The 25,112-nt window shown below is 38.2% G+C and carries 21 protein-coding genes; 12 read left to right on the forward strand and 9 right to left on the reverse strand.

What is annotated here, in order from left to right:
- Positions 1–121 precede the first annotated feature (121 nt).
- A complete protein-coding gene (gene guaB / locus BN985_RS02325) occupies positions 122–1,594 on the reverse strand; it encodes an IMP dehydrogenase (protein WP_042220852.1) in 1,473 nt (490 codons plus the stop codon).
- 179 nt (positions 1,595–1,773) lie between these two features.
- Between guaB and BN985_RS02330 the strand changes: the two genes are divergently transcribed.
- Positions 1,774–2,721: a YaaC family protein gene (locus tag BN985_RS02330; RefSeq protein WP_042220854.1), complete on the forward strand. Its 948-nt coding sequence runs from the start codon at positions 1,774–1,776 to the stop codon at positions 2,719–2,721.
- A 246-nt stretch (positions 2,722–2,967) separates the two neighbouring features.
- Here the strand turns inward: BN985_RS02330 and BN985_RS02335 are convergent, their stop codons facing one another.
- The 8 genes from BN985_RS02335 to dnaA all read right to left on the reverse strand — a co-directional run bounded on the left by BN985_RS02335 (position 2,968) and on the right by dnaA (position 13,474).
- The gene (locus tag BN985_RS02335; protein WP_042220855.1) at positions 2,968–4,068 is read right to left on the reverse strand and encodes an HD-GYP domain-containing protein; all 1,101 of its coding nucleotides are present in this window, start codon (positions 4,066–4,068) and stop codon (positions 2,968–2,970) included.
- A 58-nt stretch (positions 4,069–4,126) separates the two neighbouring features.
- A complete protein-coding gene (gyrA, locus tag BN985_RS02340) occupies positions 4,127–6,631 on the reverse strand; it encodes a DNA gyrase subunit A (RefSeq protein WP_042220856.1) in 2,505 nt (834 codons plus the stop codon).
- 71 nt (positions 6,632–6,702) lie between these two features.
- Entirely contained in the window at positions 6,703–8,628 is a 1,926-nt protein-coding gene (gene gyrB / locus BN985_RS02345; protein WP_042220857.1) for a DNA topoisomerase (ATP-hydrolyzing) subunit B, read from the reverse strand.
- Positions 8,629–8,681: 53 nt separating this feature from the next.
- Positions 8,682–8,978: an extracellular matrix regulator RemB gene (gene remB / locus BN985_RS02350; protein WP_042220858.1), complete on the reverse strand. Its 297-nt coding sequence runs from the start codon at positions 8,976–8,978 to the stop codon at positions 8,682–8,684.
- Positions 8,979–8,995: 17 nt separating this feature from the next.
- Positions 8,996–10,108 carry a DNA replication/repair protein RecF gene (gene recF / locus BN985_RS02355; RefSeq protein WP_042220859.1) on the reverse strand — a complete coding sequence of 371 codons (1,113 nt, stop codon included), beginning with the start codon at positions 10,106–10,108 and terminating at the stop codon, positions 8,996–8,998.
- A gap of 61 nt (positions 10,109–10,169) precedes the next feature.
- On the reverse strand, positions 10,170–10,388 hold the full coding sequence (yaaA, locus tag BN985_RS02360; protein ID WP_042220860.1) for a S4 domain-containing protein YaaA: 219 nt from the start codon (positions 10,386–10,388) through the stop codon (positions 10,170–10,172).
- Positions 10,389–10,761: 373 nt separating this feature from the next.
- Positions 10,762–11,898 carry a DNA polymerase III subunit beta gene (gene dnaN, locus BN985_RS02365; RefSeq protein WP_042220861.1) on the reverse strand — a complete coding sequence of 379 codons (1,137 nt, stop codon included), beginning with the start codon at positions 11,896–11,898 and terminating at the stop codon, positions 10,762–10,764.
- Between the two features lie 229 nt (positions 11,899–12,127).
- Positions 12,128–13,474, reverse strand: coding sequence for a chromosomal replication initiator protein DnaA (dnaA, locus tag BN985_RS02370; RefSeq protein WP_042220862.1), 1,347 nt, complete (start codon positions 13,472–13,474; stop codon positions 12,128–12,130).
- 798 nt (positions 13,475–14,272) lie between these two features.
- Between dnaA and rpmH the strand changes: the two genes are divergently transcribed.
- The 11 genes from rpmH (at position 14,273) to BN985_RS02425 (ending at position 24,941) form a co-directional block, all read left to right on the forward strand.
- A complete protein-coding gene (gene rpmH, locus BN985_RS02375; protein WP_019377820.1) occupies positions 14,273–14,407 on the forward strand; it encodes a 50S ribosomal protein L34 in 135 nt (44 codons plus the stop codon).
- A gap of 148 nt (positions 14,408–14,555) precedes the next feature.
- A complete protein-coding gene (gene rnpA, locus BN985_RS02380) occupies positions 14,556–14,897 on the forward strand; it encodes a ribonuclease P protein component (RefSeq protein WP_042220864.1) in 342 nt (113 codons plus the stop codon).
- Positions 14,898–15,006: 109 nt separating this feature from the next.
- A complete protein-coding gene (gene spoIIIJ / locus BN985_RS02385; protein WP_042220865.1) occupies positions 15,007–15,774 on the forward strand; it encodes a YidC family membrane integrase SpoIIIJ in 768 nt (255 codons plus the stop codon).
- Positions 15,771–16,385 (forward strand): RNA-binding cell elongation regulator Jag/EloR, encoded by a 615-nt coding sequence (gene jag / locus BN985_RS02390; protein WP_042220866.1) that lies wholly within the window; start codon positions 15,771–15,773, stop codon positions 16,383–16,385. The genes spoIIIJ and jag overlap by 4 nt, the downstream gene beginning before the upstream one ends.
- Before the next feature lie 379 nt (positions 16,386–16,764).
- On the forward strand, positions 16,765–18,141 hold the full coding sequence (gene mnmE / locus BN985_RS02395; RefSeq protein WP_042220868.1) for a tRNA uridine-5-carboxymethylaminomethyl(34) synthesis GTPase MnmE: 1,377 nt from the start codon (positions 16,765–16,767) through the stop codon (positions 18,139–18,141).
- A gap of 53 nt (positions 18,142–18,194) precedes the next feature.
- Entirely contained in the window at positions 18,195–20,081 is a 1,887-nt protein-coding gene (gene mnmG / locus BN985_RS02400) for a tRNA uridine-5-carboxymethylaminomethyl(34) synthesis enzyme MnmG (protein ID WP_042220869.1), read from the forward strand.
- A 238-nt stretch (positions 20,082–20,319) separates the two neighbouring features.
- On the forward strand, positions 20,320–21,036 hold the full coding sequence (gene rsmG, locus BN985_RS02405; RefSeq protein WP_042220870.1) for a 16S rRNA (guanine(527)-N(7))-methyltransferase RsmG: 717 nt from the start codon (positions 20,320–20,322) through the stop codon (positions 21,034–21,036).
- Positions 21,037–21,375: 339 nt separating this feature from the next.
- On the forward strand, positions 21,376–22,245 hold the full coding sequence (gene noc / locus BN985_RS02410) for a nucleoid occlusion protein (protein WP_042220872.1): 870 nt from the start codon (positions 21,376–21,378) through the stop codon (positions 22,243–22,245).
- Positions 22,246–22,537: 292 nt separating this feature from the next.
- Positions 22,538–23,311 carry a ParA family protein gene (locus BN985_RS02415; RefSeq protein ID WP_042220873.1) on the forward strand — a complete coding sequence of 258 codons (774 nt, stop codon included), beginning with the start codon at positions 22,538–22,540 and terminating at the stop codon, positions 23,309–23,311.
- Positions 23,292–24,131 carry a ParB/RepB/Spo0J family partition protein gene (locus BN985_RS02420; RefSeq protein ID WP_042220875.1) on the forward strand — a complete coding sequence of 280 codons (840 nt, stop codon included), beginning with the start codon at positions 23,292–23,294 and terminating at the stop codon, positions 24,129–24,131. The genes BN985_RS02415 and BN985_RS02420 overlap by 20 nt, the downstream gene beginning before the upstream one ends.
- 105 nt (positions 24,132–24,236) lie before the next feature.
- Positions 24,237–24,941 carry a DUF554 domain-containing protein gene (locus BN985_RS02425; RefSeq protein WP_042220876.1) on the forward strand — a complete coding sequence of 235 codons (705 nt, stop codon included), beginning with the start codon at positions 24,237–24,239 and terminating at the stop codon, positions 24,939–24,941.
- The last annotated feature ends 171 nt before the right edge of the window (positions 24,942–25,112 follow it).

Consider the following 25,112-nt stretch of genomic DNA (forward strand, 5'->3'; position numbering starts at 1 on the left):
TGTAGTTTAATCTTCTTGTTGTTGTTTTCTTGTGCACTTTGTTATTTTACCATAGAAAACCCTGAAAAAATAGACGGGGAATTCCCCCCGTCCACTAAATTTCATATTATTATTAACTTTTCTATTGTAAGGAGTAATTTGGTGATTCTTTCGTGATTTGGACATCATGTGGATGACTTTCGCGAAGCCCGGCATTCGTTATTTTAATAAACCGTCCATCATGACGTAATTCATCGATAGAAGCTGTTCCACAATACCCCATACCTGAACGCAGGCCACCTAATAATTGATGTATAGTGTCAGCGAGAGCTCCTTTATAGGCAACTCTTCCCTCAATTCCTTCAGGCACCAATTTTTTAGCTTCACTTGATTCCTGGAAGTAACGATCTTTAGAACCGGCCTTCATTGCTCCAACTGATCCCATACCACGGTAGACCTTATACTGTCTTCCTTGGTAGATTTCTGTTTCGCCAGGACTTTCATTTACACCAGCAAACATGCTGCCAAGCATTACTGCATGTGCTCCTGCCGCCAATGCTTTAACAATATCCCCAGAGTACTTAATACCACCATCAGCGATAACTGGGACATTATATTCTGCTGCTGTAAGGGCACAATCATGAACTGCTGTAATTTGTGGAACCCCGACACCTGCTACTACTCTTGTCGTACAAATAGAACCAGGGCCAATCCCAACTTTCACAATTGATGCTCCTGCTTCTATTAATTCTCTAGTAGCTTCTGCTGTTGCCACATTCCCTGCAATAATATCCAGCTCAGGGTGTGCGTTACGAACCACTTTAATCTGGTCGAGTACACCTTTAGAGTGACCATGTGCTGTATCAATTACGATAACATCAACACCTGCCTCAACGAGTTTTTCAATTCGCTTCATCGCATCGCCTGTAACACCGACAGCGGCGCCCGCAAGTAATCTGCCTTGTTTATCTTTCGCTGAATTTGGAAATTCAATTACCTTTTCAATATCTTTAATCGTGATTAGACCTTTAAGAATCCCTTCGTCATCTACTAACGGTAGTTTTTCAATTTTATAGCGTTGAAGTAGTTTTTCCGCTTCTTGTAGTGTCGTTCCTACAGGTGCAGTAACAAGATCTTCACTTGTCATCACTTCCGAAATAGATATGGAATAATCTTGAATAAATCGTAAATCGCGATTTGTTAAAATGCCAACAAGCTTCTGCTCTTCAATAGAGTTTACAATCGGTACACCAGAAATACGAAATTTTCCCATGAGATGCTCTGCATCGTATACCTGATGCTCAGGAGTTAAGAAAAATGGATTCGTAATGACACCACTTTCCGAACGCTTCACACGATCCACTTGTTCAGCTTGATCTTCAATCGACATATTCTTATGGATGACACCTAAGCCACCTTGACGAGCCATGGCTATGGCCATTTCAGCCTCTGTTACGGTATCCATTCCAGCACTAATAAATGGATTGTTCAACTGTAAGTTTTCTGTCAACTTTGTCTTTACTTGAACATCCTTTGGCAATACCTCAGATTTTGCAGGCATTAGTAACACATCATCAAACGTTAATCCTTCTTTAGCGAACTTGTCTTCACGCATGATATTTCCTCCTCCTGATTTGTAATATGTATGCAACGTGCAATCTCTGCACAAGCTATGCAAGTAGTACTATTTTTATATACAATACGTTAACATAATTGCTTTTTCAACAAGATCTTTAAACAAAATAAAAGAAAGTAGATTCAAAATTTTTAAACAGTTAGGGGGGAGGATGCGATATGCAACACATAGAGATGTTTTATACCTATCTGATGTCACAGCAAACAGCACAGCATTATTTGTACAACTGTTATAAAAGGATAGAGGGAGTAGATGCAGAAAGAAAAAGTTATGAAAACTGCACAGTATTTATCTCTTACTTAGAACACGGGCAGTTGTTTTATCAAAGTGGAAAAAATTCCTCTCCCATTTTGCAGCCTGTCCTTTATTTTTACGGCATGGCACATTTAATTAAAGCCTGCCTTCTGACTGTAAGACCAGATTACCCAGAATCAACGACCTTGCTTGCCCACGGAGTTACAGCAAGGAAACGTAAAAAAAAGGATTATTCCTTTTTGCATGATGAGGTAAAGCTTCAGCATAATGGCTTGTTTCCTTATTTTTCCGAGCATTTATTTAAAGTAAGTAAACTACCTTTTGAAAAATTAAGTATGAAACAACTTCTCTCCCTTATACCAGAAATGGTTCCTCTGCTTGGCTTTCATCAGGAAAAGGGATTATATCAGGTAGGAAAAACACACGGGAAGTGGCTAGAATTCCCACTAAAGATACTGGATGATTACTATACGACAAAAGACGGATTCGTTAAGAAAATTTCTTCTTATTTGCCAGATATAAAGCATATGGAATCAGATAGCCAGCATATCCAAATAGAACTGGCTATGCCTTTAACGGAACTTAAAGGCCCCTTCTTCTCAGATAAGACGCAAACCGCCATTTTTTTCCCAGCCAAAAGAGATCTGTTTTTGCCTTTTTCTGAGATTATGGTTCACTATTTACTTCTTTATAATCTTAGTATGCTATGTCGCTATGAAACGGATTGGTGGGGAGACTTGTTTACAGCAAAGTCAGACATAGATTATCCCTTTATAACTCAATTCTTGAAGGAATCGGCTAATAAAGTGCCGCTGTTACTGGGCTTAGAACTTTATAAAAAAAAGGAATGAATAGAAGGATATTTTGTTTATCTAAGTCTGGGACCTCATATCTTTTAGTAAATTGCACGTCACTTCAGTTATGAACTACACTTTCAGCTGGGGACGTTCTCTTTTTAACGTTCCTCACCCTTATGAAATGCATTTTTTAGCGCTATCACCTCATAATGTGACGTTCATCATCATAATAATAACAACGCTCACCTCCTTAACAACGAATCGAATTAACTTCTTTAATAAAAAAAGCCAAAATCCGTATTATTGGATTCCGACTATTTCTTCGATAAACATTTCTGTTTTTTGTAAAGCTATTATATCCTCATTACCTTCCAGTCGTACCATTGGTCTTGTTGGATGCTTGGCATCAATAAATACAATTTCACCAAGCTTGTTATTAGACAGACGTATTTTAGTTCCGATAGAAAAGTGGGTCATGCTTTCTACAAAGCTAGTAACGACTTCTGGATCAAGGGTTGAAAACTGCTCCTTTTGTAGTTCCTCTATAACAAGAAACGGGGATTGCTTTTCCTTATAGATTCTTTCACATGTCATGGCATGGTACATATCGCAAACAGCTATTATTTTGGCAACCTTATGTATTTTTCCGCTAGTAAGGCCAAGTGGATAACCGCTACCGTCTGATCTTTCATGGTGTTGCAAAATCGCCAGCTTTACGGACTGCTTAATGGTTGGGATTTGTTCGACCATTCGATAAGAATAAGTAGGATGTTTTTTCAAATCGTTCATCTGTGCTGTGCTTAATGTACCTGCTTTATGAAGAAGGTTATGTTCGACCTTTGCCATACCTGCATCACATAAAAAACCGGCGATTCCGATTTGTAACCAATCACCAGAGGGATATCCCATTTTTCTTGCAAGGAATGCTGATAGGATACCGACCGCGACGCTATGGTAGAAAATATAATCCCGCTTGTTTGAATAATGGTGCATGGTGTAAACAGCAGAGGAGATATCGTCCATTCTTTTTATTAAAGGAATTATTAATTTGCGGACGTATGGCATATCTAACGGCGCGCCATTTTTCCAGTTTTCAAAAAGTTTTTTGTATGCTTGTACGGTTTGTTCATAATGTACATGAAAAGGTGGGAGATCTACGTCTTCTTTCTTTGCATCAGGTTGTTGTACCTGTTGTACTTCCTCTATTTGCTCAGGTGTATATGATTCTCCTTCAGCAAGCTTTGAGGAAACATCAACACTTTCCACAAGATACTTTTTTATTACGGTTATATGTCTTTCTGTTAGTACGGTGCCTTTTGGGATAATAGCTCTATTTGTTTTCCCTTTTATTTCTCTAAGCAATACACATCCTGGGACAAGCTGCGAGGCTTTTACCCTCATATCATTCTTCCCCTTTACCATATTAATCAGGAAGGGACCAAGGTCCCTTCCTGCAATTTTATTCCTCTGTATTCTCCTCTGGTGTTTCTTCTGTTTCAACGGTCTCTGTTTCTTCATCGATTTCTTCTTCTTCATCCTGGTCAACTCTTGCTACTGTTGCTACTTCCTCTTCTTCTTGTAGCCTAATAAGACGTACACCCATCGTATTTCGCCCAGTTTCCGATATATCTCGAACTGGAATTCGAATAAGAACCCCTGCTACAGTAATCAGCATAAGATCTTCATCTCCCGAGACAGCTTTCACAGCCACTACATGACCTGTTTTATCTGTTAGGTTACATGTAAAGATTCCTTTACCGCCACGGTTCGTTATACGGTATTCCATCTCAGGGGTTTGTTTACCATAACCTTTACTCGTTACGTGTAAGATTTTGGAGTTCTCCTGCAGGATTTCCATAGATACGACTTCATCATCTTCCCTTAGAGAGATACCTTTCACACCGGCAGCTGTTCTACCCATAGAACGGATTTGATCTTCAGGGAATCGGATAAGATAACCATTTTTGGTAGCGAGCATCATGTCTTTCTCACCATCAGTTAGACGAACAGATATTAATTCATCTTCTTCTCGCAATCCTAACGCAATTAATCCGCCTTTACGGATGTTAGCAAACTGTGAAAGGGTTGTACGTTTAGAAATACCGTGCTTGGTAGTAAAGAACAAGTAATCTGTATCACTAAATTCATTTACAGAAATAACAGCATTAACCCACTCGCCCTTTTCAATCTGCAAGAGATTAATGATAGGAATTCCCTTCGCTGTTCTGCTGAACTCAGGGACTTCATAGCCTTTGGCCTTGTAAACCTTCCCTTTGTTCGTAAAGAATAACACTGTATCGTGCGTGGATGTGGAAACAAGATGTTCTACAAAATCGTCTTCGTTTGTACCCATGCCCTGTATACCGCGTCCTCCGCGTTTTTGTGTTCTGTAGGTAGAAGATGGCAGACGTTTAATATAACCTTGATGTGTTAAGGTAATGACAATATTCTCCTCAGGGATTAAATCCTCATCCTCAAAGAAGTCAACGCCGCCTAAAACAAGCTCTGTTCTTCGCTCATCATTAAAACGTTCCTTTACCTCTGTAAGCTCTTCACGAATAATTTCTAGAACTTTTTCCTCGTCTGCTAAAATAGCTTTTAATTCATCAATTAACTCGAGAAGTTCCTTATATTCATTTTCTATTTTTTCACGTTCCAGACCAGTTAATCGCTGCAAACGCATATCTAGAATTGCTTGTGACTGTTTTTCCGAAAGTTCAAAGCGTTCCATCAAACCGTCTCTAGCAATATCGGCTGTTTTGGAATTACGGATAAGGGCAATCACTTCATCTAAATGATCAAGGGCAATACGTAACCCTTCTAAAATATGTGCTCTCGCTTCTGCTTTACGCAATTCAAACGCGGTTCGGCGTTTAATAATAACCTTTTGGTGTTCAAGATAATATTCAAGGCATTGTTTAATCGTCAACACTTTAGGTTGACCATCAACAAGGGCTAATGTATTAATTCCAAAGGTTGTTTGTAATGCCGTATGTTTGTATAGGTTATTTAGCACCACATTTGCATTAACATCACGACGTAACTCCATCACAATACGCATTCCATTACGATCTGATTCATCACGCAAATCGGTAATTCCTTCAATTCGCTTGTCCCGGACATGCTCTGCAATCCGCTCAATTAATTTCGCCTTATTGACTTGATATGGAAGCTCTGTCACGATAATCGTTGCTTTGCCGTTTGCTTGCTCTTCAATGTTTGCTTTTGCCCGTACGGTAATCGAACCTTTACCTGTTTCATAGGCTTTTCTAATTCCACTTTTCCCTAAGATTTGACCAGCTGTTGGGAAGTCCGGGCCATGAATATAATCTTCCATCAATTCATTAATGGTGATATCAGGATTTTTACTGATCGCTAGCACAGCATCAATGGTTTCCCCTAAATTATGTGGGGGGATATTCGTTGCCATTCCTACTGCAATCCCCGATGTTCCGTTCACAAGTAAATTAGGAAATCGAGCTGGAAAAACGACTGGTTCTCGTTCAGAACCATCATAGTTATCTGTGTAATCAATTGTGTCTTTATTTATATCACGCAAAAGCTCCATTGATATTTTGGACATTCTTGCCTCTGTATAACGCATCGCTGCTGCTGAGTCACCATCAACTGAACCGAAGTTCCCGTGTCCATCAACGAGCATATAACGATAGCTGAAGTCTTGTGCCATCCGGACCATTGTTTCATAAACCGCTGAGTCACCGTGTGGATGGTACTTACCAATTACTTCCCCGACGATACGGGCCGATTTTTTGTATGCTTTATCTGAGTGCATCCCCAGGTCATTCATCGCATATAAAATTCTTCGATGCACAGGTTTCATACCATCCCGTACATCTGGCAATGCACGTGATACGATAACACTCATTGCGTAATCAAGGAAGGATGTGCGCATCTCATTACTAATATTTATTTCCTGAACGTTTGGACGTTTTTCCTCTGCCATTCTTATACCTCCTATCACTATTTATCAAAGAAATAGTGATTTGCCTCAAATATTACATATATTAATGTGAATTATATATCAAGATTTTTAACGTATTGTGCATTCTCTTCAATAAAGTTCCTTCTTGGTTCCACTTTGTCTCCCATTAGCATATCAAATACTTGATCTGCTTCGATGGCATCGGCTAAGTCAACTTGGAGGAGTGTACGTGAATCTGGATCCATTGTCGTATCCCAAAGTTGAGTAGCATTCATTTCTCCTAGACCTTTATAACGCTGAATCCCTGGCTTAGGTAATTGTGGAAGTTCTTGAAGCAATTTATCTAATGCCTTTTCGTTATAAACATAATGAACAGCTTTCCCTTGCTTGATTTGATACAAAGGTGGCTGCGCGATATAAATATAGCCATATTCAATTAACGGACGCATATAACGATATAAAAAGGTTAATAGTAATGTACGTATATGTGCGCCATCGACATCGGCATCTGTCATGATAACAACTTTATGATAGCGGGCCTTAGAGATATCGAAATCTTCCCCGATACCTGTACCAAGGGCAGTAATCATGGCACGAACTTCATTATTGGATAAAATTTTATCAAGACGGGCTTTCTCTACATTGAGAATTTTACCACGTAGTGGCAAGATCGCCTGAAAATGACGGTCACGACCAGACTTCGCTGAACCACCAGCTGAGTCACCCTCTACGATATAAAGCTCACTTATTTTTGCATCCTTAGAGGAACAATCAGCAAGCTTACCTGGTAGATTTGAAATCTCCAGTGCACTTTTCCTTCTAGTAAGCTCTCTAGCTTTTTTCGCAGCTAAACGTGCACGCGAAGCCATAAGCCCTTTATCCACGATGATTTTTCCAACAGACGGGTTTTCATAAAGAAACTTGGAGAACATTTCACTGAAAACAGAGTCTGTAATTGTACGTGCTTCACTGTTTCCAAGCTTTGTTTTTGTCTGTCCCTCAAATTGTGGATCAGGGTGTTTCACGGATACGATGGCGGTCATGCCTTCTCGAACATCATCACCAGATAGGTTTGGATCGTTTTCTCGGTATAAATTATTTTTTCTCGCATAATCATTAATCACTCTTGTAAGACCTGTTCGGAAACCAGATTCGTGACTACCACCTTCATAGGTGTGAATATTGTTGGCAAATGAGTATAAACTGCTAGCAAACCCTTCGTTATACTGAATTGCAACTTCTACAGAGATTCCTTGATCTTCTCCCTCTGCATAGAATGGCTCATGCAAGACTTCTTTTGTGCGGTTAATAAATTCCACGTAGGATTTTATTCCACCCTCATAGAAGTAGCTGACAGGTTCTTCATCCGTACGCTTATCTTCTACGGTAATGGTAATACCTTTATTTAAGAATGCCAACTCACGTAAGCGCTGTGTCAGCGTATCATAGTCATATTCGGTTGTATCAAAGATTTCAGGATCCGGAGAAAAATGAGTAACCGTTCCTGTTATGTCCGTTTCGCCAACGACCTCAATTTCTCCCTGTGGAACTCCTTTTTTAAACCCTAAGTAATGGATTTTATTATCCAAGTGAACATGGACTTCCAAGTTTGTTGAGAGGGCGTTTACTACAGAGGCACCTACACCATGCAGTCCACCAGAAACCTTGTATCCACCACCGCCAAATTTCCCTCCAGCGTGAAGGACTGTCATGATAACTTCTAATGCGGGTCTACCCGTTTTCCTTTGAATGCCAACTGGAATACCTCGGCCATTATCTCTCACGGTGATACTGTTATCTTTTTCAATTGTTACATCAATCTTGTCACAATATCCAGCTAATGCTTCATCGATACTGTTATCAACTATTTCCCATACGAGGTGATGTAAACCTTTCTCGCTCGTTGATCCAATATACATGCCAGGTCTTTTTCGTACTGCTTCAAGTCCTTCTAGTACCTGAATTTGATCAGCACCATATTCGGATTGAGTATTCGTCATATTGTCTTCCATTGCCATGTTCTCACTTCCATTTCCTGTTACTTAAAATGTATCGAATTAAAAACAGTATGCTATGCTTCTTCTGCTTCTTCTTTAAGTTCGTCGGAGAAATCATCCAGCTTGCTGATCGTGGAGATCATACTTGCACGCTTTTTCAATGTTGATACAGAAAGCGTGCTATAGTAAATAATCTCCTTTGTAATCATGACAGACTTTGCATCAACTGTTGGTCCTACTAATTTCTTTTCCTTGCCAGCAGTCTCCATCATTTCCTCCATGATGGTAGATGATGAGATTAAATTATAATCAACGATTGCAATAACATCCCTGGAACGGATGACATTATCATTCCCGATATGAATAAACATGTTAATTCCCCCCTAATCTATTTTTCCACTTCACCATTACAGACACGGAACAATTCCGCTTTATTCAGGGTCTCATGATTTATTCCATCAACACTTGTGGTAGATACAAAGGTTTGAACCTTCCCTTGAATGGTATGAAGTAAGTGTGATTGTCGGTAATCATCCAATTCACTTAACACATCATCGAGCAGGAGGATTGGATACTCCCCAACTTCATTGTAGATAAGTTCAATTTCTGCCAGCTTCACCGACAAGGCGGTTGTACGTTGCTGACCTTGTGATCCATAGGTTTGCACGTCCTTGCCATTTACATAAAAGAGGAGATCATCACGATGTGGCCCAATTAGACTTGTGCCACGTTCAATCTCTTTTTCTTGTATTTGATGAAATTTATTTAAATAGATACTTTCTATTTTCCCCTTATTATCATCTTCTGATACTTCGATTGTCGGAGAATACTTTATTTCAAGCCTTTCCAGCTCACGGCTGATACCGTGATGGATGGGGCTAGCCCATTTCCTTAATAAATCCAAAAAAACAAACCGTCTTTCCAATAAGGTAGCGGCATGTTCTACGAGTTGGTCTGTTATGACTTGTAACATGGTCCTATCTTGGCTTTTTCCACGTTGCAATTGTTTCAACAGGTGATTTCGCTGTTTTAATATTTTTTGATATTGCCCTAAATGATAGATATACCGTGGCTGTATCTGTCCAAGTTCCATATCGATAAAACGCCTGCGTATTTGAGGTGCCCCTTTGACTAATGTCAGATCTTCCGGGGCGAACATCACCACATTAAGCGCACCTATATAGTCGCTTAAACGCTTTTGTTCCAGGCGATTGAGCTTTGCTTTTTTACCTTTTGCTGAAAGGATAATTTCCAGCGGAAAGTTCTGGTTTCTTTTTGTAATCCTGCCTTCTATTTTTGCATATTCCTTCTCCCATTGAATCAACTCTTTCTCTCTAGGAGTTCGATGCGACTTTGTAAAGGCAAGTAAATAGATTGCCTCCATCAAGTTCGTTTTGCCCTGGGCATTTTCCCCGATGATGACGTTAATTTTATTATTAAATTCCATTTCCAGACTGTCATAATTGCGGAAATTTCTTAAATATAGCTGTTCTATGTGCATGACGAATCCTCTTTTTTTCGGTTCAGTTCAGGAGCACTTGCTAAGCCGTCTTTCAAGTGATTCAAGCTTTTATCACTTTAAAAGATCCAATGCCTTCTAATTCGACATTATCTCCAGGATATAGCTTGCGCCCACGCCGATGCTCCCGTTCGTTATTTACTAAAACACCCTCATCCTGCAAAAAAGCTTTTACCATCCCACCAGATTCCAAGACATTGGCAAGCTTAATAAATTGGCCTAATGGAATATATTCCGTCGTTATTTCAATTTCTTCATGCATGTTATCACCAAGTTTCCTACTTTATTGAAAATACATTGAACTACCTACCAAAAAAGGTTCAGATAATCAAAGTATTAGTAAAACGTATCCACCCTCTTATAGGTGATTTTAGATTTTAAATGTTAATATTATTAGTTTTAACCTGTAAACGTCTTGTATACCTATTTTACTAAAGATTTGTCAATAAGGAAAGGTATCACCCCATATTTACATTAAAAACGCCTATTTAGGCTTAAAATCGTTTTTAAAAAGCCTTTAACTTTTTATTATGGGCTATCCAGAACAATTAAAAGGTCCCTATCTTTTGAGATAAGGACCTTCTATGAAAATTTTTTTATTAGAGAAATGAATCAGGTGTTCTCACTTTTCTTTCTTAATATGTTCTGACAGGCAGAATTAATTGTAGAATTGGATCATCGTTTGCTGGGCGAATGATGAATGGTCGCATTGCCCCTGTAAACTCAACTTTCACTTCTTCGTATTCGATTGCTTTTAGTGCATCGATCATATATTTGGAACTAAAAGAGATTTTTAGTTCTTCCCCGCTAATCGAAGGAACGGTAATTTCTTCTGCTACAGTACCTACTTCAGGAGAGTTACTCGTAATTTCAATTAATCCATTTCCTCTTGTGCTCAATCTTACTACATTGTTACGTTCTTCTTTCGCCAGTAGTGAAGCCCGGTCAATTGTGCTTAAAAGCTCCTTCGTTTTTACATGAAGAACTGTTTTGCTTTGTTCTGGAATTAATCGTGAGGTTTCTGGATAGTTTCCATCAAGCAATCTGGATAAGAAATTTAGATTTTTTGTACGGAACAGTATTTGATTATTTGTGACACTGATTTCAACTGTTTCTTCCGTATCGTCTAAAATTTTATTTAATTCGTTCAAGCTTTTTCCTGGTACCACGACAGTTGGCAGTTGACCTGGTGCCTCACTAACAGGGATTTCTCTTGAAGCTAAGCGATGACTGTCAGTCGCGGTAAAGACAAGATTGCCGTTTTCCAGTTTTATATTTACTCCTGTAAGAATTGGGCGAGTTTCCATAGTAGATACAGCAAATACCGTTTGCTTTATTAAGCTTTTTAAAAGGTCAATTGGTAATTCAAAACTATCGTTTGTCTGTAATTTAGGCAGTTGTGGATACTCTTCAGCATCTTGTCCATTCAAATTAAACTCTGCTTTCCCTGATCGAATGGTTACCTTTAAATTTTCATCGGCTTCAATTTCTACTGTTTTTTCAGGTAGTTTTCGGACAATATCGGGGAAATATTTTGCTTGTAAAACAATACTTCCTTCTTCAATTTGTTCTACATTCACATTTCCATTTTCTTCAGCTGGAATAAAAGATTCGATTGAGATATCAGAATCACTTCCTGTTAAGGTAATGCCACTTTCTTTCGCTTCGATTTTCATTCCGGTCAATATTGGGATAACAGTACGAGAAGATATAGCCTTCATAACATCTTGCACACTAGCTATTAATTGATCTCGTTGAATTATAAATTTCATGAATAAATCCTCCTAATGGAAGTTCTTTTATATTTATTATTTTTATAAAAATACAGTATTAATAATAGTAAGGGCTGTGGTTATGTGGATAAGCGTGTAAAACCTAGATCACTAAAAGTTATACACATGTGGATAAACTGTTTGTAAGTTTGCACCACTATTCACACTGTGCACAGGTCTAATATAGGAAATCAATAAACAAAAAGGAAATCTTTCCTATAAAAAGTCTTTAAAATGATTTTAAGCTTTCCTTAATTTCATCGATCTCACGTGTTAGTTGTGTGTCATTTTCCATGAGACGCGCAATTTTTTCATGGGCATGGATGACGGTCGTATGGTCACGTCCTCCAAATTCCTCGCCAATCTTCGGTAAGGAGGAATCCGTTAATTCCCTTGATAGATACATGGCAATTTGTCGTGGGAATGCAATTGACTTTGTACGTTTCTTTGCAATGAAATCTTCTAGGCGTATATTATATTTTTCCCCAACAGCTTCCTGGATCCGTTGAATACTTATTATTTTAGGCTTACTGCTAGGAATGATGTCTTTCAATGCATCAGCAGCTAGCGAAGCGTCAATATCCTGGTTTACTAAAGAGGAATAGGCGACCACGCGAATTAAAGCGCCCTCCAACTCCCGAATGTTGGTATCAATCTGGTTGGCAATATACAGCATTACCTCATTCGGAATATCAAGCCCTTCTGCCTTCGCTTTTTTCGTTAATATTGCAATTCGTGTTTCTAAATCAGGTGGCGTTATATCAGTAATTAGCCCCCACTCAAAACGAGAACGCAAACGATCTTCCAGTGTTGGGATTTCCTTAGGTGGACGGTCACTGGAGATAATAATTTGCTTGCTTTCTTCATGTAACGTGTTAAAGGTGTGGAAAAATTCTTCCTGTGTCGATTCTTTTCCAGCAATAAATTGAATATCATCAATTAACAAGACATCGACATTTCGATATTTATTGCGGAAGTTTACCGTTTTATTATCCATAATGGCATTAATAAACTCGTTCGTAAATTTCTCTGACGATAAGTAAACCACCTTCGCACTAGGATCGTGATCACGCACATAATGGCCAATTGCATGCATTAAGTGTGTTTTACCTAATCCAACACCACCATAGATAAATAGTGGGTTATAAGCTTTTGCTGGAGCTTCTGCCACTGCAAGTGATGCTGCATGTGCAAATCTGTTGCCTGCCCCAATGACAAAGGTGTCAAAGGTATACTTTGAATTTAGCATAGACTTTGGAGTTTCATTATTTGCCTCATTTGCTGCATTCTGCTTGGGTGCGATTTCTGACTCTTCAACCGGTGGGGTTGAATCTGGAATAATAAACTTTGTAGCCAACCGAGAACCAGTAATGTCGAGCAAAATATCAGATATGAGTGCAGTGTATTGGTTCTCAAGCCAGTCTCTAGCAAATTCATTCGGCGCTGAAATAACAAGTGTATTTTCTTCTAGAAATTCAGCTTTCGTATTTTTAAGCCAGGTGTCGAAGCTTGGTTTACTAATTTTTTCTTCGATTTTTTCTAGGGTTGCGACCCAAAGTTCTTCAATGTTTTCCAAGCGTTTATTCACTCCTTCCTGGTTTTATATCATGACAGAAAAAGCCTCTCTCAATCATAAAGATGGACAGGCATTCATTCATAAAAGGCGTTTATTTAGCCTTAATTAGGCATGCTGAAATGAACGATATAATAAAATGACTTGTGGATAGTTTTGTACAGATCAATAATGCTTTTAGAACGCTTATAAACGTTATTAACATTTCTGTGGATAACGTTGTAAACGAGGGTGTGAATAAATATCCACACGATATCCACAATCTGTGAATAACTTAAATCACTAAAATCAATTTACACAAGTTAAACACAATTATAATATCAAAAAAACCCGTGATGTGCAATGATGTTTCGACATTTATCCACAAGTCCCATTGGTTGTAGACAACATCTATCCACACTACTATATTTTGTGATTTTCCTGTCGATATGTGTTGTGGATAGTATTTTTTTGTAATAAAACAGTGAACAATGGGGTGTGGATAGTGAAAAATGAGTAATAGTACATAAGGGATAGAGTGTTGAATGAATAATACGGTGAAAGTAATTACTGGACACAAAAGACACCAAAACTATCCACAATAAATTTTCTTTTGATTTTCAAGAGGATCTATTAAATGTTTTCATAGCAAAGTAGGTTGTGTTGAAAATAGGTCACATAGATGGTGTAGTAAGCAATTAAATGAGCTATTAACGAGAATAAAGTTGACAGAAGGCATAGTTATTACTTATAATTACAAAGACTGTCTTATGATAAGATTTTTAAACAGGAAATTTCATCCCTTGGGGAGGTGCATGATAAATGAAAAGAACGTTTCAACCAAATAACCGTAAACGCAAAAAAGTACACGGCTTTCGTACGCGTATGAGTACTAAAAACGGACGTAAAGTTTTAGCTCGTCGTCGTCGTAAAGGAAGAAAAGTATTGTCTGCATAGGCCACTGATAAGTCAGTGGTCTTTTTTCCACTTAAGGCCATTAATTGTTTTTAAGCAGTAAATCGGGTTCACCGGGTTTCGATCCGGGGGCCGATACATAGAAATATGAAGGACAAGCTGGATATGTAGAGTAGTAAAGGTGATCATGATGAAAAAAGAGTATCGCATCAAAAAAAACGAAGAATTTCAACAAACATTCAAGCATGGAAAGTCTTTTGCAAATAGACAGCTTGTCATCTATTATATAGAGAAAAAGGATCAAGATCACTATCGCATTGGCCTTTCTGTCGGGAAAAAGATTGGAAATGCGGTAACGAGAAATCGTATTAAGCGATACTTACGTCAGGCCTTTCAGGAGATGGATGACCGGATAAAGTATCCTTACGATATTGTTATTATTGCCAGACAACAAACGAAAAAAATGTCATTTGAAGAAATGAAAAAAAGTCTCAACCATTTACTATATAAAGAAAGACTACTAAAAAAATAAAGAATTTATATAGAATCCCATATGGATTTAGGATAAAATACATATAGGAAAATCTGTATAAGGCTTATGTTAAGCGTTTGCGCTTTTCATATAGTTAGGAGGAAACATTTTGCGTAAAAAGTATTTACTGCTTGTGACACTCATTATGTTGCTGGCAATTCTTTCTGGTTGTACAGAGGTTAACCAGCCAATCACACCGGAAAGTGAAGGATTTTGGAATAGTTACTTCGTATATCCTTTATCCGTAGTTATTACCTATTTTGCTGAGTTATTCAACGAAAATTATGGTCTTTCCATAGTAATTGTTACAATTCTAGCTCGTTTAGTCCTAGTACCGTTAAACGTAAAGCAATTAAAAAGCTCAAAGGCGATGCAGGATATTCAGCCAGAATTAAAAGAAATTCAAAAAAAACACAGCTCAAAAGACGCGAATACACAACAACAACTGCAACAAGAAACAATGGCGTTATTCCAAAAGCATGGTGTTAATCCGCTTGCTGGTTGTTTGCCTATATTCATTCAAATGCCAATCTTACTAGCGATGTATCATGCCATTATGCGTACAGAAGAGATTAGTACCCATAGCTTTTTATGGTTTGAATTAGGTTCACCGGATCCAATCTTCTTGTTACCATTAATTGCAGGTGGCGCGACATTTATTCAACAGAAGCTTATGATGGCAGGAAGCCCTGCAGCAAACAATCCACAAATGGCTGTTATGCTCTATGTTATGCCAATTATGATTGGTGTGTTTGCTATTTTCTTCCCAGCAGCACTAGCACTTTACTGGGTTGTAGGTAACGTCTTTATGGTGATACAAACTATTTTTATCCGTAAACCAATGATGAAAGAAGTAGTTGGAGGAGACAAAAAGTGAGAGAAATAACTGCGAGTGGACAAACAGTTGATGAAGCCGTCCAGTCAGCGTTAGAGCAGTTGAACACCACGAAGGATCAGGTAAAAGTTGAAATAATAGACGAGGGCAAGAAAGGCTTGCTCGGTCTATTCGGTTCTAAACGTGCCTTTGTAAAAGTTACGTTAGCAAAGAACAAAATAGAAGAAACAACGGAATATCTTAAGAAAATTATTACAAATATGAACATCGAAGCAGAAATTACAGTGACTGTGACAGGAAATCATGTGAACTTTGAACTTAGCGGTGAAAATATTGCTGTTCTCATTGGAAAACGTGGTCAAACGCTAAATGCGTTGCAGCACTTGCTCCATCTTGCAATTAATAAAGATGGTAAGCAATTTTACACAGTGTCTCTTGATGCAGAAGGATATCGCCAACGCAGAAAAGACACGTTAGAGTCGCTTGCAGCAAAAATGGCCGATAAAGCAGTGCGAATGAATAAAAAGGTTGCACTGGAACCAATGCCTTCATTCGAACGCAAAATTATCCATGCCGCACTGCAGTCAAAAAAAGGAATTAACACCTATTCCGACGGTGTAGAGCCACACCGCCACATCGTCATTAAACCTTAATTGAAAACAATTTGCATAGCGAAATGTTTTTTTAAAGCGACATATAAGTTTAATAGTAAAAATGTAGATAAATCCGTTTGGTTTTCAAGTGAAACCAAGCGGATTTTTTGCGTTAGAAAAAATGTACCAGTCTAGCAAATTCAATCTTTGGCGAAAGTAGAAATAGAACAACCTCTATCCACAAATAAAGAACACAAAGCGTGAAATTATTTTTACGAACTATACACATGTGGATAAAAACAGGATTAATAGAGATAAAAAACTGTTGTGGATAACTTTATTTTTAGGTGAAGTTGTGTTATTCTATTAAGTTAGTGGCGATAAAAATATAATTCGTTATTAATATAGATAAAAAGCACGTTTCTGGAGGTGAAATGTAGTGGAGACAGATACAATTACTGCAATATCCACACCTATTGGCGAAGGAGCGATTGCCATCGTCAGGCTAAGCGGTCCTGAGGCAATCTCCATTACCGAGCAAATATATAAAGGGAAAAGCTTAAGAGAGGCTGATTCCCATACAATACACTACGGCAAAATTCTTGATCCCCAAACTCAAGAGGTTGCCGAAGAAGTTATGGTTACCTTAATGCGAGGACCAAAGACATTTACAAGGGAAGATGTTGTCGAAATTAACTGTCATGGTGGTATGGTTTCCGTCAACCGTGTGCTAGAAATCATCTTAAGTAAAGGGGCACGCCTAGCTGAACCAGGGGAGTTTACAAAGCGCGCCTTCTTAAATGGTAGAATAGATCTATCCCAAGCAGAGGCAGTAATGGATTTGATCAGAGCGAAGACTGACAAAGCGATGTCTGTTGCCTTAAAGCAAATGGACGGCAGGTTATCAGGGCTAATTCAAACATTACGGCAAAATTTATTGGAAACAGTAGCGCATGTAGAGGTTAACATTGATTATCCGGAATATGATGATGTAGAAGAAATGTCCAAAGAAGTAATGCGTGAAAAGACAAAAGAAGTGCATCGTGAAATTGAAAACCTTTTGGAGGTTGCAAAACAAGGGAAAATTTTACGTGAAGGGCTTGCTACCGCGATAATTGGTCGTCCCAATGTCGGGAAATCATCCTTAATGAATGCATTAGTACAGGAAAACAAGGCCATTGTGACAGAAATTCCGGGGACAACAAGAGACATCATTGAAGAATACGTAAATGTTCGTGGAGTTCCGTTGCGCCTTGTTGATACAGCAGGTATCAGGGAAACGGAAGATATTGTTGAAAAGATAGGGGTAGAGCGTTCGCGCAAGGTTCTGAAGGAATCTGATCTGATCTTATTTGTTTTAAACCATAATGAAGAACTGTCCGAAGAAGATGAAAAACTTTTTGAAGCAATTCAAGGACTTGAATATATTGTAATTATAAATAAAACAGATCTGGAGCAAAAATTAGATCTTGAGAAAGTAAGTGAACTGTCAGAAGGAAATCCAATCGTCACCACCTCACTATTAGAGGAAGCAGGCATCGACAAGCTTGAACAAGCAATAGCCGAAACGTTCTTCTCCGGCGAGATTGATACAGGTGATCTAACCTATGTTTCAAATATTCGTCATATCCAGCTATTAAAACAGGCGAAAGAAGCATTAGAAGAATCGATGCAGGGATTGGATATGGAAATGCCACTTGATATCGTACAAATAGATGTAACACGCACATGGGAATTTTTAGGTGAAATTATTGGTGATACAGCTAGTGATAGCTTGATTGATCAATTGTTTTCACAATTTTGTTTAGGAAAATAATCGATGCATGTTAGAAAAACATGTACTTTAAATAATAGGAAGGATGAAAAACAATGACATATGATGCTGGGCATTATGATGTAATCGTAATTGGTGCAGGGCATGCTGGTGTTGAAGCAGGGTTAGCGTCTGCTCGAATGGGTGCAAAAACTTTAATGCTTACACTTAATTTGGATATGATTGCCTTTATGCCATGTAATCCATCTATCGGTGGTCCGGCCAAAGGAATTGTTGTCCGGGAAATAGATGCACTTGGTGGCGCGATGGCTAAAGTGATTGATAAGACGCATATTCAAATGCGTATGCTAAATACAGGAAAAGGGCCAGCTGTTCAGGCATTACGTGCACAAGCTGATAAGCCTTTGTATATAAAAGAAATGAAAAACATTATTGAAAACGAAGAAAATCTTACAATAAGACAAGGCATGGTAAATGAATTAATTGTTGAGGATGGGGTATGTAAAGGAGTAATAACCGAATCAAAAGCTGCATATAGCGCAGAAACGGTTATTATTACGACAGGTACGTTTATGCGTGGAAAGGTGTTAATGGGAGACTTGGAATACGAAAGTGGCCCAAACAATCAACGCGTTTCTGTAAAACTTTCAGAGCATCTAGAGGATCTAGGCTTTGAACTGACTCGCTTTAAAACCGGAACACCACCACGAGTAAACAGTCATACCATTGATTATTCCAAAACAGAGATTCAACCAGGGGATGAAAAGCCACAAAGCTTCTCATATGAAACAACGGAGTATATAACAGATCAAATCCCATGCTGGTTGACTTATACCAATGAATTTACGCATGAGATCATTAACGAAAATCTATCCTTGTCTGCAATGTATTCAGGGATGAAACGTGGTACGGGTCCACGCTATTGCCCATCTATTGAAGATAAGATTGTACGTTTTAACGATAAACCACGTCACCAAATCTTTTTGGAGCCAGAAGGAAGAGATACGGAAGAGGTTTATGTACAAGGGTTATCGACCTCGCTTCCAGAATCAATTCAACATGATATGGTACGTAGTGTAGAAGGTTTGGAAAACGCTGAAATTATGCGTGCTGGTTATGCCATTGAGTATGATGCAGTGGTTCCAACACAGCTATGGCCAACATTGGAAACAAAAAGAATTGCTGGACTATATACAGCTGGACAAATAAATGGGACATCTGGATATGAAGAAGCTGCTGCACAAGGAATTATGGCAGGAATCAATGCAGCAGCGAAAGTACTCGGAAAAGACCCAGTTATTTTAGATCGTTCACAAGCTTATATTGGTGTCCTGATTGACGATCTTGTTACAAAAGGGACGAATGAGCCATATCGACTTCTAACTTCCCGTGCGGAATACCGCCTGTTGCTTCGTCATGACAATGCTGATCTACGATTGTCAGAAACTGCAAATGAGCTTGGGTTGATTACGGATGCTCGTTACCAAACATTTGTAGAGAAGAAACGACTGGTAGAGGAAGAAAAGAAACGGTTGAATAAGCTTATTATTAAACCAAGTGAAGCCATCAATCAGGTTATGGAAGAAGCAGGAGCAACACCATTAAAAGAAGCAGTAAAAGCGTATGATTTATTGAAGCGACCTGAACTATCTTATGAGATTTTAGAGAACATGATAGAACCTAACCCAGATCTCTCAAATGAGATGAAAGAACAGGTTGGAATTCAAATTAAATATGAAGGTTATATTAAAAAGGCCTATGAGCAAGTTTCCAGAATGCTAAAAATGGAAGATAAGAAAATTCCAGATGACATTGATTATGATGCTATTGGTGGGATTGCTACAGAAGCGAAGGAGAAACTTAAGAAGGTACGTCCATTATCCGTTGGGCAAGCGTCTCGAATTTCAGGCGTTAACCCGGCAGATGTTTCGATCTTGCTTGTTTATATTGAACAGGGGAATATAGCACGCGTAGCGAATTAGGCTTATAGCAAGTATTTAGAGCTAAAGGGGTTAGTGTGCAACGCCCCCTTTCTCTTTAGGTGAATAAAAAATGGAAAACGAAAGGGGAGTACTTGTCGGCGCAACGAAAGGTACTACTCTTCTATTCAATTGCACAGTAAACTTCTAACATGGTGGGTTAAGAGATGCTGTAAGGCAGCTCTAACTCCCACCATGGTACATAGTACAAATGTAAATTACGTAAAGGAGATTCCATTATATGAATCCAGAAGAGTTTGCAACGGCCTTGAAAGAAAAGGGGATAGAACTCACTTCATACCAGCTAGAACAGTTTGCCACTTATTTTCAAACCTTAATAGAATGGAATGAAAAAATAAACTTAACAGCGTTGACAGACGAAAAAGATGTTTATTTAAAGCATTTTTATGATTCCATCTCTGCTGCTTTCCATTTCGACTTCAACGGACCAATGCATGTATGCGATATAGGAGCAGGTGCTGGTTTTCCAAGCATTCCAATCAAGATTTGTTTTCCGGAGTTAAAGGTGACCATCGTGGATTCATTGCAAAAGCGTATTGGCTTCTTAAACCATTTAGCTTCACAACTAGAGCTTACAGATGTAGCGTTCTACCACGACCGCGCAGAGGATTTTGGTAAGAACAGTAATTTCAGAGAGAGCTTTGATATTGTAACAGCTAGAGCAGTAGCAAGAATGTCTGTTTTAAGTGAATTATGCCTGCCCTTAGTCAAAAAGGGAGGCGTCTTTATTGCTATGAAAGGGTCCCAAGCCCTTGAAGAACTATCCACAGGTAAGGCAGCAGTTGAGTTGATGGGTGGAGAAATGTCCGACACATTCTCTTTTACTCTGCCAAAAGAAGATAGTGAACGCTCCATTGTTGTGATAGATAAAGTACGAAAAACTCCCAAAAAATATCCTAGAAAGCCTGGTACCCCTAACAAGGAACCAATAGAATAAGTTTTCAAAAATTCTATAGATTAGAGAATATATAGATACAATTAATTACTTTATCAGGCTTTAATATGGTAAAATAGAAGTAGAGACTGCGTGAATTCGATTATTTTTTAAATATAACTATTTGTTCGATTAATCCTTTATTTAGGCTTGTCGACAAGACACATTGGCGAATTCTATCATTGGCAATCTTCCAAAAGTACATTTGTCTTAAAAATCTAAATGTTTCACGTGAAACATTTTTTACATAGCTCCTCTCTATTAAGAGTAAAAGAAAAACGGTCTCGCTTCTGTAGGAGAAAGCGTTTTTTAAACTAGTAAATCAAAAGGTGGTGTCTGATGATGGTAAAGCCTTTTAATAAAATTTTTGGTTTGGGGGAAAAGCCCGCTTCTGACTCTGAATCAGAAGTAGAAGCCTATCATCCGGATGAAGTGGTTCAACTTCTAGTCAGTGATATTGAGCCCAATCGTTATCAACCAAGAACTATTTTTAAGGAAGAGAAAATAAAAGAACTCGCACAAACCATTAATACGCATGGAATGATTCAGCCGATTGTTGTACGCAAAGTGGAAGGTGAAGAAGGTAAGTACGAGCTAATTGCTGGGGAAAGACGCTGGCGAGCTGTACAATTTTTAGGCTGGGAGAAAGTTTCTGCTATTGTTAGAGAAATGACCAATACTGAAACAGCTTCCGTTGCGTTAATAGAGAACCTTCAGCGTGAAGAGTTAACAGTCATTGAGGAAGCAAAAGCGTATGCTCAACTTTTAGAACTCCATTCCTTAACACAGGAAGCATTAGCACAACGTTTGGGGAAAAATCAATCAACAATTGCTAATAAATTGCGATTATTAAAGCTACCTGAAGAGGTTCAAGAAGCTTTGCTAAACAAAATGATTACAGAGCGTCATGCCCGCGCGTTAATCAAATTAAAGGATCCAGAAAAACAACTTCTAGTTCTTAAGGATGTATTGGAGAACGAATTAAATGTAAAACAGACAGAAGAACGGATTGCGAAGATGAATGAACCAAAAGACACGCCACCTAAGAAGAAGGCAACTCTAAAAGGGTTTAGTAAAGATGTTCGCATAGCAATGAACACAATCAGGCAATCCTTAAGTATGGTTTCAGATACTGGAGTCGACGTGGAATCTGATGAGCAGGAAATGGATGATTATTACCAAATAACAATTAAAATACCGAAACAGAAATAATTTTACTACTTTATTCCAAATAATACATACCCATCTTTAAAGGAGATGGGTATTTTTCCAATAGAAGTGATGCAATAAAAGGCGGTGCAGAAAAACGTACGCGAAAAACAGCAATCATTAAATAAGAGGGTCTATGGTCCCATAATATAGCACCTCCAATTACTTAATTCATCGATTCTCCTCCTCTTTCTTCTTCAGCTAATTACAAATTCTTAACAAAAGTGAAAATTATCTCGTCCTTTTATTGCAATTAGTGATAAAATAAAATGTATATCGTTAGGTAGGTGTCAACATGGGAAAAATAATCTCCATCGCAAATCAAAAAGGTGGCGTAGGGAAAACAACTTCATCCGTTAATTTGAGTGCATGCCTTGCCCATTTAGGTAACAAAGTGTTACTTGTCGATACAGATCCACAAGGGAATGCGACAAGCGGGGTAGGTGTAAATAAGGCAGATGTTAAGCACTGTATCTATAATGTACTTGTAGAAGACATGCCTGCAGAAGAAGTTTGCATTCCCACAAGTGTAAACAACTTAGATATAATACCTGCTACCATTCAGCTTGCTGGAGCAGAAATTGAGCTTGTACCGACTATTTCTCGAGAAATACGTTTGAAAAAATCATTAGAAAGTCTAAAAGAAGACTATGATTACATTCTTATCGACTGTCCGCCTTCACTAGGTCTACTAACATTAAATGCGTTAACATCATCCGATTCGGTGTTAATTCCTGTACAGTGTGAGTATTATGCATTAGAGGGTTTAAGCCAATTATTAAATACAATTCGTCTTGTTCAAAAGCATTTGAATAAGCATCTTATGATTGAAGGGGTTCTTCTGACCATGCTGGATGCTCGAACAAATCTAGGTATCCAAGTAATTGACGAAGTGAAAAAATACTTCCAAGACAAAGTCTATCAATCTATCATACCGAGAAATGTAAGATTGGGAGAGGCGCCAAGTCATGGACAACCCATAATAACGTATGATCCTAAGTCTCGAGGTGCAGAAGTATATCTTGAATTAGCGAAGGAAGTGGTGGCCAATGGCGAGAGGGTTAGGTAAAGGGATAAATGCTTTCTTTCCTGAGATTGAGGAAAAGGCCAATGAGAAAATAGAAGAAATTGCAATTACAGAATGTAGGCCAAATCCTTATCAACCTAGGAAGACGTTTCATGCAGATGCGATTGAAGAACTTAAAGAATCTATATTGGAATATGGCATTATTCAACCGCTTATTGTCCGAAAAAGCATTAAAGGATATGAGATTGTAGTAGGGGAGAGAAGGTTCCGCGCTGCAAAAGAGGCTGGCCTAGGAACGATTCCTGTAGTCATCAAAGAGCTATCTGATGACAGGATGATGGAACTAGCTTTGCTTGAAAATCTTCAGAGAGAAGATTTAACACCAATTGAGGAAGCACATGCTTATACCAATTTAATGGCCGAGCTAAAGATTACCCAAGAAGAACTTGCGAAAAGACTTGGAAAAAGCAGGTCACATATAGCTAATATTGTTCGACTGCTTTCCTTACCAGAGCAAATTATTGCATATATAAACAACGGGGAAGTTTCCATGGGACATGGAAGAGCGCTTCTAGGCTTAAAAGACAAAACAAAAGTAATTCCTCTTGTAAATAAAATTCGTCAAGAAAAATTAAACGTAAGACAAGTTGAACAACTAATTATTCAGCTGAACGAAAAACCAGTAAAGAAAGAAGCGGAAAAACCTAAAAAGGATGTTTTTTTACAAGAGAGAGAATCCTTTTTACGAGATCGCTTTGGTACAGCTGTAACCATTCAACGTGGAAAGAAAAAAGGGAAGATTGAAATCGAATTTTATACGGATGATGATTTACAACGCATCATTGAAGTATTAGAAGATTAAATTTTAAAAGACTGGCGTACGTATCGTCAGTCTTTTGCTATGGAAATTGTTTCACGTGAAACAATCAACGATATTAGAGAGATTTTACATACAGGAGAGGTAGCGATGGTATTATACGGAACACTAGTTAATGGAGCACTTATTATTATTGGGAGCATATTAGGTCTATTCTTCACCAAAATACCAGAGCGTTATAAAGAAACAGTTATGCATGGGATAGGGTTGGCTGTCTTGCTTATTGGTTTACAAATGGCATTCACAACAGAGGTTATTATCGTCGTGTTGTTAAGTCTACTAACAGGAGCGATCATTGGGGAATTACTAAGATTAGAAGAAGCATTAAATCGACTAGGCAATTGGATAGGAAGTAAATTTACGACAAAGAATGACAATTTTAGTGTAGCACAGGGCTTTGTAACGTCTTCTCTTATTTTTGTGATCGGTGCCATGTCAATACTAGGTGCGCTAGATAGTGGTATCCGTGGGGATCATGAGGTACTTATAACAAAGGGTATACTAGATGGTTTTGTAGCATTAGTGCTTACGACAACACTGGGATTTGGTGTGATACTGTCTGCCATCCCTGTCATTCTATATCAAGGGGCTATAGCATTACTTGCGACACAAATAGAGAACTGGCTACCAGAAGTTTTTCTAAATGGACTGATTGTTGAACTAACGGCTGTAGGTGGATTACTAATAGTAGCCATTGGTTTAAATCTATTAAAGCTAACAAAAATTAGAATTGGAAACCTGCTTCCATCTATTTTGACAGTAGGTATCATTTATTCTATATATTATCTTTTTTAAAAAGCAAAAAGAAGCTGGAACATAAAAAAATTAAACAAAAAAAACGGACGCTCAAACGAAGTATTGTAGTAAAAGTTTGAATACTTCCGGATATAGTCCTGATTTTTTTGTATCTTAACCACACATTAGCAAAGGAAAATGCGAAGACTCCTTGAAAATGCATTCGCATTT

Origin of the sequence: Oceanobacillus manasiensis, assembly GCF_000724085.1 — a bacterium.
GTDB classification, from domain to species: domain Bacteria; phylum Bacillota; class Bacilli; order Bacillales; family Amphibacillaceae; genus Oceanobacillus_B; species Oceanobacillus_B manasiensis.